We start from the raw sequence: 14,989 nt of genomic DNA on the forward strand, positions 1-14,989 counted from the left end.
CCCTGTAGGAGCTGCGCAAGCTGCGACCGCGAACCCACAGTTACGACCAAGCTCTCGGTCGGCGTGGGGTCTGCTCTGACGCTTTGGGGTAGGAGCGGCGTGAGCCGCGATCAGCTCCGAGCTCGCGGAGGTGTGTGGTGTGCTGGGAAGCAACAGCAACAGCTTCCGTCCGCAAGCGGCCGGGTCACTTTCTTTTGATAAGTGTCAAAAGAAAGTAACCAAAGAAAAACGCTGCCCCAGAGCTCCCGTGCGAGATCGGAGTTTGCGCGGGGATTTTTCGATGGCACATCCTGTGCCAGCGAAAAACGGCGCACGTCCTGTGCGCCGCCCCCCGCCTTCGCGGGGGCAGGCTCTCCGGGTCTTTTATTGGTGTGGCGAGTTCGGTGCCCGAGCGAGGATCAAGTGCATTCGCTGCGCTCATCCCCTCACCCTAACCCTCTCCCGCTAGCGGGAGAGGGGTTGGGTGAGGGCAGACGCAACTGCAAATGCGCGCGTTGCAACGACTAGCGCGGATCCATTCGCCTCAACCTGCGCCTTTCAGCGCCGCCGCCGCGCCACGCCCCGCAATCAGCCCGCTAGCGAAGCACGCAGTGAGCAAATACCCGCCCGTAGGCGCTTCCCAGTCCAGCATCTCGCCGGCGCAATAGGTGCCGGGGCGCTCACGCAGTTGCAAATCCTCATCCAGCGCTTCCAGCCGCACGCCGCCGGCGCTGCTGATGGCTTCGGCGATGGGACGCGCGCGTAGCAGGGTCAAGGGCAGGCGTTTGATCGCCGCGGCCACGCGCTCCGGATCCTGTCTGGCCGAGGCGTCCAACACCTCGTGCAATAAGGCCGCCTTGACTCCGCTCAAACCGGTCTGGCGCCGCAAATGCTCGCTGAAGCTGCGGCCGGCGCGGGGCTTGGCCAGGTCCTGCTGCAAACGTTGCAAGTCGCGGCCGGGCGCCAGGTCCAGTTCCAGGCGCGCGCTGCCGTCGCGGGCGATGGCCTCGCGCAGCGGTGCCGACAGCGCGTACACCAGGCTGCCTTCGATGCCGTGCGCGGTGGCCACGCATTCGCCCTGCAGCGATCGTTGCTGCCCGTGTTCGTCGCGCCAATGCGCGATCACCGGCTTCAGCGGCGCGCCGGCGTGGCGCTGGGCGAAGTGGTCGCTCCAGGCCAGGTCGAAGCCGCAGTTGGACGGCTGCAGCGGCGCCAGATCGATGCCGGCGGCTTGCAGCGCTGGCACCCAGGCGCCATCGGAGCCCAGCTCCGGCCAGCTGCCGCCGCCCAGCGCGAGCACGCAGGCGGGTGCCTGCACGCGGCGCTCGCCCTCGGGCGTGGCCAAGCGCAGCGCGCCGTCGGCGTCCCAGCCCAGCCAGCGGTGTTGCACGTGGAAGCGCACGCCGTCCTCGCGCAGGCGGCGCACCCAGCCGCGCAGCAGCGGCGCCGCCTTGCGGTCCAGCGGGAACACGCGGTCGGAGCTGCCGACGTAGGTGTCCACGCCCAGTTCCTTGGACCAGGCCCGCAGCGCATCGGCGTCGAAGACGTCCAGCCAGCGCCCGACCTGCGCCGCGCGCTCGCGGTAGCGCGCATCGAACGCCGGCCGCGGTTCGGCATGGGTGAGGTTGAGCCCGCCCTTGCCGGCGATCAGGAACTTGCGCCCTACCGAGCCCTTGGCCTCGAACAGGTCCACGTCCAAGCCGGCCGCGCGCGCGACCTGCGCGGCCATCAGGCCGGCGGGGCCGCCGCCGATCACGGCCAGGCCGGGCAGGGTGGAAGGGGCAAGGGACATCGGCGCGGTGCGGTGACGGGGCGCGCCATTATGACCGCAGCGGCCGCGCATGACCTTCGCGCCGGGCCGCAGCGGCGGGCTTGGGGTATCGTCGGGCGCTTTCGTCCACCGGAATCCGCCCACGATGCGATCGCCCCTGTTGGCCGCCGCCCTGCTCAGCGCCAGCCTGGCCTGCGCCGCCGCCGAGCCCGCTGCATCCGATGCTCCCGCCGCGCCCGCCGCGCCGCTGCCGGAGCAACTGCAGGACTTCGACGCCTACGTCGAAGGCGTGCGCAGGCGCTTCGAGGTGCCTGGCATCGCCGTGGCCATCGTCAAGGACGGGCAGGTGGTGCTGGAACGCGGCTACGGCCTGCGCCAACTCGACCGCCCCGAGCCGGTGGACGCGCACACCCTGTTCGCCATCGCCTCCAACACCAAGGCCTTCACCGCCGCCTCGCTGTCGATGCTGGCCGACGACGGCAAGCTCAGCCTGGACGACCGGGTCATCGACCACCTGCCGTGGTTCCGCATGTCCGATCCCTACGTCACCCGCGAACTGCGCGTGCGCGATCTGCTCGCCCACCGCAGCGGCCTGGGCCTGGGCGCGGGCGACCTGCTGTACTGGCCGACCACCACCTACAGCAACCAGGAAGTCGCCCAGCGCCTGCGCGACGTGCCGCTGACCGGCAGCTTCCGCGGCCAGTACGCCTACGACAACATTCTCTACGGCGTGGCCCAACTGGTGATCGAGCAGGCCAGCGGCCTGAGCTACGAGCGCTTCCTGCACACGCGCATCCTCGCGCCGCTGGGCATGGACGAAACCCGCTACAACAGCGACGCGCTGCGCCCCGGCGACAACGTCGCCACCGGTTACGCCCGCGCCGACTTCAAGGACCTGCAGCCGGCGCCGCGCATGGCCTGGGCCAACGTCTCCGGCGCCGGCGGCCTGTACGCCAGCGTGCACGACATGAGCAAGTGGATGCGCGCCCAGCTCGACGGCGGCGCCTACACCGGCGCCGACGGCAAGCCGGGCCGCCTGTTTTCGGCCAAGCGCCAGCAGGCGATGTGGTCGATCGTCACGCCCATGAACATCGGCGAGCCCTCGGTGCCGGATCTGGCCGCGGCCAAGCCCAACTTCCTCGGTTACGGCGAAGGCTGGCAACTGTCGGATTACCGCGGCCGCAAGCTGGTCTGGCACACCGGCGGCTGGCCGGGCATGGTCTCGCGCGTGACCCTGGTGCCCGAGCACAAGCTGGGCATCGTGGTGCTCACCAGCGCCGAACTGCCGGGCGCGTTCCAGGCCGTGACCATGCGCGCGCTGGACGCCTACCTGGACGGCCCGCGCCGCGACTGGACCGCGGCCTACGGCGCGGCGCTGGACAAGTCGCTGGCCAAGGGCGACGACGACTGGGCGCGGCACCAGGCCGCGCGCGACGCGCGCAGCCAGCCCTCGCTGCCGCTGGCCCGGTATGCGGCGACCTATCGCGATCCCTGGTACGGCGACGTCATCGTCGAACAGCGGCAGGGCCAGTTGCGCATGCGCTTCTCGCGCACGCCGTCGCTGCACGGCGAACTGCGGCACTGGCAGCACGACACCTTCATCGTGCGCTGGGACGAGCGCTGGCTCAACGCCGACGCCTTCGTCAGCTTCGCCCTCACGCCCGACGGCGCGGTGCGCGAGCTGCGCATGGAGCCGGTCTCGCCGAACACCGATTTCAGCTTCGACTTCCACGACCTGCGCTTGGCGCCGTTGCCCGAGAAGCCGGCGGCGGGCGGTTGAGCTAGAGCAGCAGCGCGCGCGTTACCGCGGCCAGCACGCACCAGACCACCGCCCACAGCGGCGGCCGCCTTAGCCAGGTCAGCAGGGCGAAAGCGACGGCGGCGATCACCACGTCGCCCAGGCCGGCGATGCCGGCGATCCAGATCGGGTCGTACAGCGCCGCCGCCAGCACGCCGACCACGGCGGCATTGACGCCGGCCACCGCGCGCGCGGCGCGCGCCGAGCCGGCGATGCGGTTCCACAGCGGCAGCGCCGCGGTCAGCAGCAGGAAACCGGGGGCGAAGATCGCCAGCAACGCCACCACCGTGTTGAGCGCGGCAGGCGCGCCTGTGGGCGTCTGCGCGCCCAATAGCGCGGCCAGCGAGAACATCGGCCCCGGCACCGCCTGCGCGGCGCCGTAGCCGGCCAGGAACGCATCGGCGCTGAGCCAGCCGGTGTCGACGGTGGCGTGTTCCAGCAAGGGCAGCACCACGTGGCCGCCGCCGAACACCAGGGCGCCGGCGCGATAGAAGGCCGCGGCCAAGGTCGGCAGCGTCGGCGCGGTCAGCGGTACGACCAACGCAGCGATCAGGCCCAATGCGAACACGGCCGATGCCAGCCATGCGACGCGCGTCGCGTACGGCACCGCGAACGCGACGGAGTCGGGGGCGGTGAGACGTCGGCATAGCCAGGGCCCGAGCACGGCGCCCAACGCGATCGCCGCCAACTGCGCCCAGGCCGAGCCGATGGCCAGCACCAGCGTCGCCGCCAACACGGCCAGCACGCGCCGCGGCGCATCCGGCGCCAGCGTGCGCGCCATCGCCCATACGCCTTGCGCGACCACCGCCACCGCCACCAGTTTCAGGCCATGGGTGAGCGCATCGGCGATCCGCGCGCCCAGGTGCGGCAGCAGTGCGGCATAGGCGAACAGCAGCAGCGCCGAGGGCAGGGTGAAGCCGACGAAGGCCGCCAGCGCGCCGCGCGCGCCCGCGCGCTGCAGGCCGATCGCAAAGCCCAGCTGGCTGCTGGCCGGGCCGGGCAGGAACTGGCAGACCGCCAACAGCTGCGCATAGCGCTCGTCGTCCAGCCAGCGCCGGCGCTGCACGAATTCGCGGCGGAAATAGCCCAGGTGCGCGATCGGTCCGCCGAACGAGGTCAGGCCCAGGCGCAGGAAGGCCAGGAACACTTCGCGCGCGGTGCCGGTCGCGGGTGCGGGCGATGCGGAAGACATGCCGGGCATTGTGCGCCATGGCCTATGACACTGGGGCCCGCGCGCACGGCTGCTAAGCTCGGCGGTGCAGGGCGGTCGGCCCGGCATCGGCAGGAGCAGGCAATGAGTTGGTTGGCTATCGTGGTCGTGGTCGTCGCGGGCTATCTCGCGTTCAAGGTCGTCAAGTTCGCGCTCAAGCTGCTGCTGTGGGCGGTGGTGCTGGGCGCTCTGTACTGGGCCGTGGCGCCATCGCTGGGCTGGCCCTTACCGTTCTGATCCGAGGCGCTCGGCATGTCCTATGTGAGGTGTCTGCGCGGCCTGGCTTCGGGCATCGAGTACTCCGCCGATACGGCGATGAATCTCGACCCCGCCGACGGCCGCCCGGTGGAGATGGTGCTGGATCTGCAACGCCTGGCGGCCGAGCGTCCCGACGCGGCCTGGTACGACCCGCGCCGCCGCGACCTGTGGCGCTTCGGCGCGCTGATGGCCTTGGATATCGCCGATCCCGACGACGCGCGCCACATCGTCGCGCTCGGCGAGGGCTGCACGCCCTTGCTGGATTACGCCGCGCATCCGCTCGCGCGCGCGGCCGGCATCGCCTTGCAGCTCAAGGACGAGGGCCGCGCCCATGCGGGCTACGGCGCCAATCCCACCCAGAGTTTCAAGGACCGCGGCATGGCCATGGTGGCCGCGCAAGCGCGCCGCCTGGGCTTGCGCAAGCTGGCGGTGCCGACCCAGGGCAATGCCGGCGATTCCTTGCTGCGCTACGCGCTGGCCGGCGATCTGTCGGTGGCCATCGCCATGCCCGAAGACACGCCCATGCCGATCCTGGGCAACGTGGCCGCGGCCGCGCAGCGCCATCCGCAGCGGGTGGCGCTGGAACTGGTCGGTCCGACCATCCGCGAGGCCGGCGCGCTGCTGAAGGAGCGCTACCTGCCGCAGGGCTATTTCTCGGTGGCCACGTTCCAGGAGCCGGGCTGGCGCATCGAGGGCAAGAAATCGCTGGGCCTGGAGCTGGCCGAACCCGCGCCGGGTTCCACGCGCTGGTCGCTGCCCGACGCGGTGATCTATCCCACCGGCGGCGGCACCGGCGTGCTGGGCATGTGGAAGGCCTGGGACGAATTGCAGGCGCTGGGCCTGATCGACGCGCGCCGGCCGCGCATGCTGTGCGTGCAGAGCGCGGCCACCACGCCGCTGGTGCGCGCCTTCGACAGCGGCGCGGCCGATACCGAAGCGCTCGCGGCGGGACAGACTTTGGCCTACGGCCTCAACGTGCCCGGCGGCGTCGGCCACTTCCGCGTGCTGCAGATCCTGCGCGCCAGCGGCGGCGCCGCGGTGGCGGTGGACGAAAGCGCCACGGCGGCCGAGTTCGCGCGCCTGTGGCGCGAGCCCGTGGGCGGCGGCGCGGCGGGCTGGATCGGCCCGGAAGGCGCGGCCTGCCTGGCGGCGCTGCCGCAGCTGATCGAACGCGGCCTGATCGCGCGCGGCGAGCGCGTGGTCGTGGTCAATACCGGTTCGGCGGAGAAGTACCTGCCGGACCTGCGGCACCTACTCTGATCGCGGAGCGCGCATGGACACCGACAACGCCGAATGGTGGCAGGACACCCAGGACATCGAGCGCTGCGTGCGCGCGATCTACGCCAGCATTTCCGGCCCGGCCGGCGCGCCGCGCGACTGGGCGCGCTTCCGCTACCTGCAGCACCCGCAGGCGCGCAGCCTGCGCACCGTGGTCGAGGCCGACGGCAGCACCCATGCCATGGTGTTCGATGCCGACAGCTACATCGCCAACGTCGAGCCGTTCTTCGCCGCCAACGATTTCTACGAGGTCGAGATCGACCGCCGGGTGCAGCGGTTCGGCCAGGTCGCGCACGTGTGGAGCCTGTACGAGGCGCGGCCGACGGCGGATTCGCCGGTGCTGCTCAAGCGCGGTGCGAACAGCATCCAGCTGTGCCATGAGCATGGACGCTGGTGGGTGTTTAGTACGATTTGGGATAACGAGCGCGAGGGGCTGGTGTTCGATCTTTGGTGAGGGGGAGAGCAAATCCCCCCTAACCCCCCTTTTCCAAAGGGGGGATCAAAGGCAAAGAGAAACGGCTGCGGCTGTTCCCCCCTTTGAAAAAGGGGGCAGGGGGGATTTGCTTCACCCCGCAACGCCACCTCCGAAACACAGCGTGCGCCGCACGCACTGGCAAACCCTGCGCCGCGCCCCAAGCATGTAAACGAGCCATCGCCGCGAGCGCCCATGATCCCGTTCTCCGTCCTAGACCTGGCCCCGGTCACCGAAGGCAGCGATGCCGGCCAGGCCTTCGCCCACAGCCTGTCGCTGGCGCGCCTGGCCGAACGCCTGGGCTACCGCCGCTATTGGCTGGCCGAGCACCACAACATGCCGGGCATCGCCAGCGCCGCCACCGCGGTGCTGATCGGGCATATCGCCGGTGGGACTTCCACGATCCGCGTCGGCGCCGGCGGCATCATGCTGCCCAACCATTCGCCGCTGCAGGTGGCCGAGCAGTTCGGCACCCTGGCCGCGCTGTATCCGGACCGTATCGACCTGGGCCTGGGCCGCGCGCCCGGCACCGACCAGGCCACGGCGCGCGCGCTGCGTCGCTATTACGACAGCGCCGACCATTTCCCGCAGGACGTGGCCGAGCTGCTGCATTACTTCGAACCCGCGCAGCCCGGGCAAGCCGTGCGCGCGGTGCCCGGCGCGGGACTGCGGGTGCCGGTGTGGCTGCTGGGTTCCAGTCTGTTCGGCGCGCGTCTGGCCGCGCAATTGGGGCTGCCGTATGCGTTCGCCTCGCATTTCGCGCCCGACGCGATGGACCAGGCGCTGACGGTGTACCGGCGCGAGTACCGGCCGTCGGCGGCGTGGCCGCAGCCGTATGCGTTGCTGGCCTTGAACGTGGTGGCCGCGGACGACGACGCGCAGGCGCGGCGCCTGTTCACCACTCAGCAGCAGGCCTTCGTCAATCTGCGCCGCGGCCGACCGGGCCTGATTCCGCCGCCGATCGACGACATCGACGCATTCTGGACGCGGGAGGAGCGCAGCGGCGTCGAGCGTGCCCTGGCTTGCGCGGTGGTCGGCGGCCCCGACACGGTGCGCGCGGGCATCGCCGCCTTCATCGAGCGCCATCGTCCGGACGAGCTGATGCTGACGGCGAACATCTACGACCACGCCGCACGCCTGCGCTCGTTCGAGTTGGCCGCGCAGGCGCGCGCGGCCCTGGCCTGCGGCTGACGGCGTCAGCGCGAGCCGGGCACGTGCTCGCGCACGCCCAGCAGTTCGACTTCGAACACCATCGAGGCGTCCGGCGGGATCACGCCGCCGCCGGCGCCCTCGGCGCCGTAGCCGAATTCCGGCGGCACCATCAGCACGCGCTTGCCGCCGACCTGCATGCCGGCCACGCCTTCGTCCCAGCCGCGAACCACGCGGCCGGCGCCCAGCAGGAACGAGAACGGGCGGCCGCGGTCGACCGAGCTGTCGAACTTGCGCCCGCGCTTGTCGGCGGCCTTTTCGTCGTAGAGCCAGCCGGTGTAATGCACGCTCACGTCCTGGCCGGCGCGCGCAGCCGGGCCGGTGCCCACGCGCTCGTCGACCCATTCGAAGCGGGCGATGCGGCCGCCGTAGGCGGGCGCTTCTTCGGCCTGGGGGCGCTTGCAGGCGCTCAGGGCGAGCAGGCCCAGCATCAGGGCGGTCGGTAGGGCTAGGTGGCGGCGCATCGGTGTCGTCCCTGAAAGCGGTGTCGATGCGCGAGGATACCCGAAGCCGCCACGCCTATTGGCTCTGGTGGACGAACGCTGCGCCCACCCCTGTAGGAGCTGCGCAAGCTGCGACCGCGAACCCGCAACTGCGACCAAGCCCCCGGTAGCCTGGCGCCTTGGGGTAGGAGCGGCGTAAGCCGCGATCAGCTCCGAACTCGCGCAGGTGTGTGGGGCTGCTGGTTGAAGCAACAGCAACAGCTTCCGTCCGCAAGCGGCCGGGTCACTTTCTTTTGATAAGCGTCAAAAGAAAGTAACCAAAGAAAAACGCTACGCCAGAGCTCCCGTGCGAGAGCGGAGTTGGCGCGGGGATTTTTCGATGGCACATCCTGTGCCAGCGAAAAACGGCGCACGCCCTGTGCGCCGCCCTCGGGGTCTGCGATTGCGGCTGCGAGTTCGGTGCCCGATCAAGAGCATTCGCGCGTTGCGCTCCCCCCTCACCCTAGCCCTCTCCCGCAAGCGGGAGAGGGGACACATTCGATGCCGCTGGCTTTAGCCCCTCTCCCGCTTGCGGGAGAGGGGTTGGGGTGAGGGCACGCGATGCAGCAAGTTGCGGCGCGATCGGCCCTGCAACACAACACCGCTCAATCCACCACCGCCCCGCAACTCAAATTAGCCACCGCGCCCGTCGTCGCGCCCGCGCGATCCGAAGCCAGGAAGGTCGCGTACTCCGCTACCTGCTCCAGCGTCGGCAGGCGTCCTAGCAGCGTTCCCTGTTGGCCCGCCTGTTCCAGCATGGTCTCGATGGAGATGCCGGCGCGGCGGGCGCTGTCGGCGAAGACCTCGCGTGCGTGCGAGACCGGCACGGCTTCGGGGATGGCGTGCGGGCGCAGGCAGACGGTGCGGATGCCGGCGGGGCCGAGTTCGGCGGCGAGCAGGCGGGTGAAGGCTTCGACGGATGCGCAGGTCACGCCGTAGCCGAGAAAGCCGGTGCCGGCCATGCGCGAGCCCGGGGTGGACAGGGTCAGGATCACGCCGCCGCGGCGCATGTGGCGTGCGGCGGCATGGGCGGTGAGGAAGTGGCAGCGGTTGTAGTCGGCGATCGGCTGCAGATAGTCCTGCACCGACAGTTCGGCGAAGGACGGGCCCTGCACATGCACGATGCCGACAGCGTTGAGCATGATGTCGATGCCGCCGGCCTGCGCCGCGACCGCGTCGGCGTGCGCATCCACCGCGGCCGCGTCGAGTGCATCCAACGGCGCGATCTCGGCGCGGCCGCCGGCGGCGCGGATGTCCTCGGCAACGCGATGCAGTTTGTCGCGCGTGCGTCCGGTCAGGTGCACTTGCGCGCCTTCGCGGGCGTAGGCGCGGGCGACTGCGCCGCCGATGGCGCCGCTGCCGCCGTGGACGATGGCGATCTTGCCGCTGAGCAACATGGAAGGCTCCTGGGGGAGGGGCGGCGTCAGGCCGGAATGCGGCTTTCGTATTCGCCTTCCAGGCGCATGTGCCGCGACCAGAAGTGGGTGGGGGTGCGGCCTTCGAGCAGTTCGCGCAGCACGTCGAGGTGGCTGTGCCAGCCCGCGGCCACGCTGACCATTTCGTCGCGGTTCGGCAAGCGGCTGTGAGTGACGACCAGCAGCACGCGGTCGCCTTGCGGGGTCAGTTCGAAGCGCACCTGCGAGCTCGCATCCCAGGTGTAGCTGAGCAGGCGCGGCGGATCGCATTCGAGCACTTCGCCGGAGGAGCGCACTTCCGGGTCGAAGCTGCGGTATTTCTCCGGCACCGGATCGTCGCCGCCGGTGAGCTCGGAGTGGCGGAAGATGTGTTCGACCTTGCCGCCCGGACGCAGCTCCATGCGGCCGGCCGCCATCCAGGCGCTGCGCTTTTCCGATTCGGTCAGGTAGCTCCACAAGCGTTCGATCGGCCCGGGCAAGAGGCGTTCGATGCGAACGGTGTCGGTGGCGGCGAGGGTGCCGTAGTCGTTCATGGCCATCTCCTAGGTGGGGTCAGTGCAGCGGCTGGGCCAGGCGCTGGGCCAGGGTGGCCAGGATGTGGCGCCAGCCGGATTCGGTGCGGTCGGCGTACTGGGCGTACTGCGGCGCGAGTTCGTGGGTGAGTTGCAGCTCGCAGCCGTCGCCCGCGCGCTGGATCTCCACGGTGATGCGGTCGCCGGCCTGCGCAGGGTCCAGCGACAGGGTGAACACCAGGCGGTGCGGGCGCTCGATTTCCAGGTAGCGGCCGTAGTGCGCGGCATCGCCGTCCTCGCGCGTTTCGACGATGACGTAGCCGCCGCCCACGCGCGCGTCGATCTCGACCCGCTGCATGCGGCCCTGGTCGGTGGCGTAGAGGAAGCGCGCGGCCATCTGCGGGTCCAGCCAGGCATCGAACACGCGTTCGGCCGAGGCGGTATAGCGGTGCGACACGCGGATCAGGGTAGGGGCGTCGTTCATCGGCGGCTCCGGGGCTTGCGCGCCGAGGCGGCGGCGCGGTCTTCGGCTTGCAGCAGGGCGTCCAGGGCATCCAGACGCTGGTTCCAGTAGCGCTCGTAGTGGCGCATCCATTCCAGGCCGCCGTGCATGGGCGCTGCGTCGAGCCGGCACAGGTGAGTGCGGCCTTGCACCTCGCGCCGCACCAGGCCGGCGCGTTCGAGCACCTTGATGTGCTTGGAGGCCGCGGCCAGGCTCATGTCGAAGGGCGCGGCGAGCTCGCCGACGCTGGCCTGGCCCTGCGACAGGCTGCGCAGCATCGCGCGTCGGGTGGGGTCGGCCAGGGCGTGGAAGACCGCATCGAGTTGGGCGTCTTTATCAACCATAAGGTTGAATATCCGCCGGTCGCGGGCGATTGTCAACCGTTAGGTAAAATATTGATCCGGGCGGTTAAGCGGGACCGCGCTCAGTTCGCGGCCGCCGCCTCGGCTTCGGCCAGCGCGCGCAGCGCGGCGGCGGTCCCGGCATCGGCGGGGAAAAAAGACTCGATCGCCAGTTCCGACAGGGTCACGTCCATCGGCGTGCCGAACACGGTAGTGGTGCTGATGTAGGCGTGCTCGCCGCCGTCCTTGCTGCGCAGGCGCAGCGGCACCGCGACCGCGGGCGCGGCCGGCAGTTCGGGTGCGTCGCCGTCGGCGCAGGGGTAGGCCTGCAATTCCTGGTACAGCGCGTCGAGCACCGGATCGCCGGTGGCGTCGGCCTGGTGGCGCAGGCGGTGCAGCAGGTGCGCGCGCCACTGCGCCTGATTGACGATCAGCGGCGCCAGGCCTTCGGGGTGCAGGCTCAGGCGCAGCACGTTGATCGGCGGTTGCAGCACCGACGCCGGCAACTGGCTGATCAGGCGCTCGACCGCGCGGTTGGCGGCGAGCAGGTTCCAGTGCCGGTCGATGGCCAGCGCGGGGTAGGGCTCGTGGCCGTTGAGCACCAGCCCGATCGCCGTGTGCGCTTCGCGCATGGCCGGGTCGTCCAGGCGGCGTTCGGCGTAGATCGGCGCGAGCCCGGCGGCGGTCATCAGCGAGTTGCGCTCGCGCAGCGGCACGTCCAGGCGGTCGGCCAGGCGCAGCAGCATGGCCCGGCTGGGCAGCGAGCGTCCGGTCTCGATGAAGCTGACGTGGCGGGTGGAGATGTCGGCCATGCCGGCCAGATCGAGTTGGGTCAGGCGCCGGCGCTGGCGCCAGTCGCGGATCAGTTCGCCTACGGGTCGGGTCGCGTTCATGGCGCCACCTTAGCCCAGCCGGCCCGCATCCGGGATTACCCCGCAGGTAATCGACCGCGGCAGGCGCCTGCGCTGAGATGGCGGCGAATCGACAACCAGAGCAGACAGGAGCAACGCCATGAACGCCATCGCCCACACCCCTACCAGCAATCTGCTGCGCCGTGCGGTGCAGCTCGATGCCTTCGCCACGGCCGCCATGGCCGCGCTGCTGATCGCGACCGCGGCGCCGCTGTCGCAGTGGCTGCACCTGCCGCAGAACCTGTTGCTCGGCGCCGGGCTGGTGCTGGTGCCTTACGTGGCCTTCCTGGGCTGGCTGCTGCGGCGCGAGCGCATCACGCCGGCGCAGGCGTGGACGGTGATCCTGATCAACGCGGCCTGGGTGGTGGACAGCGCGGTGCTGCTGCTCAGCGGCTGGGTGAGTCCGAACGCGCTGGGCACGGCCTTCGTGATCGTGCAGGCGGTGGCGGTGGCGGCGTTCGCGGAACTGCAGTTCTTCGGGCTGCGCCGGCAGCGGCGCGGCTGAGGCCGGCTATTCGCGAGGTCTGGCGCGTCGCTCCCTCGGGGGCGGCGCGCTTCTGCTTTGGGGTAGGAGCGGCGTAAGCCGCGACCGCGAATCCGAAGCTGCGCCGTACGCCCCGTCTTTTGCTTCCCCCTTTGCTTGTCTTCCCCCTTTGTTGAGGGGGATTTGCTCTGGCTGTTGCTCTTAGAAGCAACAGCAACCGCTTCCGCCCGCAAGCGGCCGGGTCACTTTCTCTTGCTCGCCCTAGAGAAAGTAACCAAAGAGAAGGGCAGACTTATTTCGACGCCGTTCGGCGCGAGAACGGAGTAGGCGCGGTGATTTTTCGATAGGCCATCCCTGGCCTCGCGAAAAACGGCGCGCACATCCTGTGCGCCGCCCCCCGCCTTCGCGGGGGCAGGCTCTTCGGGTCTGACGATTGGGACCGCGAGGGCGGTAACGGCGTTTGGGATCAAGAGCATTCGCGCTTTGCGCTCATCCCCTCACCCTAACCCTCTCCCGTGAACGGGAGAGGGGACGCATACGACGTTGCTGGCTCTTAGCCCCTCTCCCGTTCACGGGAGAGGGGTTGGGGTGAGGGCCGCTTTAAACCGCCATCCCCGCCGCATGTCCCGATGCCCAGGCCCATTGGAAGTTGTAGCCGCCCAGCCAGCCGGTCACGTCGACGACTTCGCCAACGAAATGCAGGCCGGGCACGCGGCGCGATTCCATGGTGCTGGACGACAGCTCGTCGGTGTCCACGCCGCCCAGGGTGACTTCGGCGGTGCGGTAGCCCTCGGTGCCGCTGGCGGTCAGGGGCCAGTCCTGCAGCGTGGCCGCGAGCTGCTTGAGCTCGGGCGCGGTGTACTGCTTCATCGGCTTGTTGCTGAGCCACAGTTCGCACAGACGCTGGGCGAAGCGCTTGGGCATGGCGTCGGCGAGCACGGTCTTGAGCTCGGCGGCGGGGCGCTCCAGCTGTTGCGCGCGCAGCCAAGCGATTGCCTCGTGGCCGGGCAGCAGGTCCAGGCGCAGGTCGTCGCCGGGCTGCCAGTAAGAGGAGATCTGCAGGATCGCCGGGCCGCTGACGCCGCGGTGGGTGATCAGCATCTGGTTGCTGAAGCTGCGGCCGTTGCAGCGTGCGGTCACCGGCAGGGCGACGCCGCTGAGGTCGGCCAGGCGTTCCTGGTGTTTGCCGCTGAGGGTCAGCGGCACCAGGCCGGCGCGCGTGGGCAGCACGCTGTGGCCGAACTGGCGCGCCAGTTCGTAGCCGAAGCCGGTCGCGCCCAGGCTGGGGATGGACAGCGCGCCGGTGGCGATCACCAGGCGCGGCGCGGCGAAGGCGCCGCGCGCGGTATGCAGACGGAACGGCGCCTCGCCCTCGCCGTGCAGCACGCGTTCGACGCTGCAGGAGGTCTCGACGCGCACGCCGGCGTCGGCGCATTCGTCCAGCAGCATCTTCACGATCAGCTTGGACGAGACGTCGCAGAACAGCTGGCCCAGTTCCTTCTCGTGGTAGGCGATGCGGTGGCGTTCGACCAGCTCGATGAAGTCGGCCGGGGTGTAGCGCGCCAGCGCCGACTTGCAATAGTGCGGATTGGCCGAGAGGAAGTTGGCGGGCGTGGTGCCGGTGTTGGTGAAATTGCAGCGGCCGCCGCCGGACATCAGGATCTTCTTGCCCACGCGGTTGGCGTGTTCCACCACCAGCACGCGGCGGCCGCGTTGGCCGGCGGTGAGCGCGCACATCAGGCCGGCGGCGCCGCCGCCGATCACGATGACGTCGTAGGCCTCGGCCATCGCCTTAGGCGGCCTGCGCGGCCAGGCGCACGCCGGGGCTGAAGTTCAGGCTGGCCTGGTCGCTGGTCAGCGCGACTTCGCCGTCCTGGATCTGGCAGTCCAGGCGGAAGCTGCGTTCGACCAGGTCGGCCATGGCGTCGACGGTGGCCGCATCGAAGTCGAGCACGCTCAGGTTCTTCAGGCGCGACAGCACCGCGCTGTTCTTGTCCCACCAGATGTCGGCGGCGCGGCCGCCGTAGTTGAGGATCACCACGCGGCGCGCGCGGCCGCAGGCCTTGCGCACGCGCGACTCGTCGGGCTGGCCCACGTCGATCCACAGTTCGATGTCGCCGCTGTAGTCGCGCTGGCTCAGGTCCGGTTCGCCCTCGCTGCTCAGGCCGGGGCCGAACTCCAGGCGCTCGTGCGCGTACAGGGCGAAGGCCAGCAGCCGCACCATCAGCCGCTGCGCGGTTTCGGACGGGTGCTGGGCCAGGGTCAGGGCGTGGCCGGCGTAGTAATGCCGGTCCATGTCGCTGATCTGCAGGTCGACTTTGACGATGGTGGCGTTGGGCGCCATGGGCGAACCCCGTGGAAAGCAGC

At 70.2% G+C, this 14,989-nt stretch carries 16 protein-coding genes; 6 read left to right on the forward strand and 10 right to left on the reverse strand.

Annotated features, from left to right (window positions below; translation table 11 throughout):
• Window positions 1–523: 523 nt before the first annotated feature.
• Window positions 524–1,771, reverse strand: coding sequence for a TIGR03862 family flavoprotein (locus tag DX914_RS03560; protein ID WP_115857676.1), 1,248 nt, complete (start codon window positions 1,769–1,771; stop codon window positions 524–526).
• Between the two features lie 124 nt (window positions 1,772–1,895).
• On the opposite strand from DX914_RS03560, the gene DX914_RS03565 reads away from it, so the two are divergent.
• On the forward strand, window positions 1,896–3,530 hold the full coding sequence (locus DX914_RS03565) for a serine hydrolase (RefSeq protein ID WP_115857677.1): 1,635 nt from the start codon (window positions 1,896–1,898) through the stop codon (window positions 3,528–3,530).
• Between the two features lies 1 nt (window position 3,531).
• On the opposite strand, the gene chrA is transcribed toward DX914_RS03565, so the two are convergent.
• On the reverse strand, window positions 3,532–4,740 hold the full coding sequence (gene chrA, locus DX914_RS03570; RefSeq protein WP_196778813.1) for a chromate efflux transporter: 1,209 nt from the start codon (window positions 4,738–4,740) through the stop codon (window positions 3,532–3,534).
• Between the two features lie 102 nt (window positions 4,741–4,842).
• Here chrA and DX914_RS20165 point away from each other — a divergent pair, with 102 nt between their 5' ends.
• From DX914_RS20165 to DX914_RS03585, 4 genes are all read left to right on the forward strand, one after another.
• Window positions 4,843–4,995, forward strand: coding sequence for a hypothetical protein (locus DX914_RS20165; protein WP_158549184.1), 153 nt, complete (start codon window positions 4,843–4,845; stop codon window positions 4,993–4,995).
• A 15-nt stretch (window positions 4,996–5,010) separates the two neighbouring features.
• Entirely contained in the window at window positions 5,011–6,276 is a 1,266-nt protein-coding gene (locus tag DX914_RS03575) for a threonine synthase (protein ID WP_115857679.1), read from the forward strand.
• Between the two features lie 13 nt (window positions 6,277–6,289).
• On the forward strand, window positions 6,290–6,748 hold the full coding sequence (locus tag DX914_RS03580; protein WP_115857680.1) for a hypothetical protein: 459 nt from the start codon (window positions 6,290–6,292) through the stop codon (window positions 6,746–6,748).
• A gap of 213 nt (window positions 6,749–6,961) precedes the next feature.
• The gene (locus DX914_RS03585; protein WP_115857681.1) at window positions 6,962–7,957 is read left to right on the forward strand and encodes an LLM class flavin-dependent oxidoreductase; all 996 of its coding nucleotides are present in this window, start codon (window positions 6,962–6,964) and stop codon (window positions 7,955–7,957) included.
• 5 nt (window positions 7,958–7,962) lie between these two features.
• On the opposite strand, the gene DX914_RS03590 is transcribed toward DX914_RS03585, so the two are convergent.
• From DX914_RS03590 to DX914_RS03615, 6 genes are all read right to left on the reverse strand, one after another.
• Window positions 7,963–8,406 carry an FKBP-type peptidyl-prolyl cis-trans isomerase gene (locus DX914_RS03590; protein WP_425480668.1) on the reverse strand — a complete coding sequence of 148 codons (444 nt, stop codon included), beginning with the start codon at window positions 8,404–8,406 and terminating at the stop codon, window positions 7,963–7,965.
• 656 nt (window positions 8,407–9,062) lie between these two features.
• Window positions 9,063–9,854, reverse strand: coding sequence for an SDR family NAD(P)-dependent oxidoreductase (locus tag DX914_RS03595; RefSeq protein WP_115857683.1), 792 nt, complete (start codon window positions 9,852–9,854; stop codon window positions 9,063–9,065).
• 26 nt (window positions 9,855–9,880) lie between these two features.
• Window positions 9,881–10,405: an SRPBCC family protein gene (locus DX914_RS03600; protein ID WP_115859116.1), complete on the reverse strand. Its 525-nt coding sequence runs from the start codon at window positions 10,403–10,405 to the stop codon at window positions 9,881–9,883.
• Window positions 10,406–10,424: 19 nt separating this feature from the next.
• Complete coding sequence (locus DX914_RS03605) at window positions 10,425–10,868, reverse strand: SRPBCC family protein (protein WP_115857684.1); 444 nt, start codon at window positions 10,866–10,868, stop codon at window positions 10,425–10,427.
• Complete coding sequence (locus DX914_RS03610; protein WP_115857685.1) at window positions 10,865–11,230, reverse strand: ArsR/SmtB family transcription factor; 366 nt, start codon at window positions 11,228–11,230, stop codon at window positions 10,865–10,867. Before DX914_RS03610 ends, DX914_RS03605 begins: the two co-directional genes overlap by 4 nt.
• A gap of 80 nt (window positions 11,231–11,310) precedes the next feature.
• Entirely contained in the window at window positions 11,311–12,120 is an 810-nt protein-coding gene (locus DX914_RS03615) for a helix-turn-helix domain-containing protein (RefSeq protein ID WP_115857686.1), read from the reverse strand.
• A gap of 118 nt (window positions 12,121–12,238) precedes the next feature.
• Here DX914_RS03615 and DX914_RS03620 point away from each other — a divergent pair, with 118 nt between their 5' ends.
• Window positions 12,239–12,643, forward strand: a complete 405-nt coding sequence (locus DX914_RS03620; RefSeq protein ID WP_115857687.1) for a hypothetical protein — start codon at window positions 12,239–12,241, stop codon at window positions 12,641–12,643.
• 579 nt (window positions 12,644–13,222) lie between these two features.
• Here DX914_RS03620 and DX914_RS03625 read toward each other — a convergent pair.
• Both DX914_RS03625 and DX914_RS03630 read right to left on the reverse strand, forming a co-directional pair.
• Entirely contained in the window at window positions 13,223–14,410 is a 1,188-nt protein-coding gene (locus DX914_RS03625; protein WP_115857688.1) for a BaiN/RdsA family NAD(P)/FAD-dependent oxidoreductase, read from the reverse strand.
• A gap of 4 nt (window positions 14,411–14,414) precedes the next feature.
• The gene (locus tag DX914_RS03630; RefSeq protein WP_115857689.1) at window positions 14,415–14,966 is read right to left on the reverse strand and encodes a YaeQ family protein; all 552 of its coding nucleotides are present in this window, start codon (window positions 14,964–14,966) and stop codon (window positions 14,415–14,417) included.
• Between the last annotated feature and the right edge of the window lie 23 nt (window positions 14,967–14,989).

This window comes from Lysobacter silvisoli (assembly GCF_003382365.1).
Taxonomy (GTDB): Bacteria; Pseudomonadota; Gammaproteobacteria; order Xanthomonadales; family Xanthomonadaceae; genus Lysobacter; species Lysobacter silvisoli.

Coding starts and splice junctions, on each gene's coding strand:
- DX914_RS03620 (WP_115857687.1), top strand. CDS start 12,239: ATGAACGCCATCGCCCACACCCCTACCAGCAATCTGCTGCGCCGTGCG.
- DX914_RS03585 (WP_115857681.1), top strand. CDS start 6,962: ATGATCCCGTTCTCCGTCCTAGACCTGGCCCCGGTCACCGAAGGCAGC.
- DX914_RS03610 (WP_115857685.1), bottom strand. CDS start 11,230: ATGGTTGATAAAGACGCCCAACTCGATGCGGTCTTCCACGCCCTGGCC.
- DX914_RS03560 (WP_115857676.1), bottom strand. CDS start 1,771: ATGTCCCTTGCCCCTTCCACCCTGCCCGGCCTGGCCGTGATCGGCGGC.
- DX914_RS03630 (WP_115857689.1), bottom strand. CDS start 14,966: ATGGCGCCCAACGCCACCATCGTCAAAGTCGACCTGCAGATCAGCGAC.
- DX914_RS03580 (WP_115857680.1), top strand. CDS start 6,290: ATGGACACCGACAACGCCGAATGGTGGCAGGACACCCAGGACATCGAG.
- DX914_RS03600 (WP_115859116.1), bottom strand. CDS start 10,405: ATGAACGACTACGGCACCCTCGCCGCCACCGACACCGTTCGCATCGAA.
- DX914_RS03565 (WP_115857677.1), top strand. CDS start 1,896: ATGCGATCGCCCCTGTTGGCCGCCGCCCTGCTCAGCGCCAGCCTGGCC.
- DX914_RS03615 (WP_115857686.1), bottom strand. CDS start 12,120: ATGAACGCGACCCGACCCGTAGGCGAACTGATCCGCGACTGGCGCCAG.
- chrA (WP_196778813.1), bottom strand. CDS start 4,740: ATGTCTTCCGCATCGCCCGCACCCGCGACCGGCACCGCGCGCGAAGTG.
- DX914_RS03625 (WP_115857688.1), bottom strand. CDS start 14,410: ATGGCCGAGGCCTACGACGTCATCGTGATCGGCGGCGGCGCCGCCGGC.
- DX914_RS03595 (WP_115857683.1), bottom strand. CDS start 9,854: ATGTTGCTCAGCGGCAAGATCGCCATCGTCCACGGCGGCAGCGGCGCC.
- DX914_RS20165 (WP_158549184.1), top strand. CDS start 4,843: ATGAGTTGGTTGGCTATCGTGGTCGTGGTCGTCGCGGGCTATCTCGCG.
- DX914_RS03590 (WP_425480668.1), bottom strand. CDS start 8,406: ATGCTGGGCCTGCTCGCCCTGAGCGCCTGCAAGCGCCCCCAGGCCGAA.
- DX914_RS03575 (WP_115857679.1), top strand. CDS start 5,011: ATGTCCTATGTGAGGTGTCTGCGCGGCCTGGCTTCGGGCATCGAGTAC.
- DX914_RS03605 (WP_115857684.1), bottom strand. CDS start 10,868: ATGAACGACGCCCCTACCCTGATCCGCGTGTCGCACCGCTATACCGCC.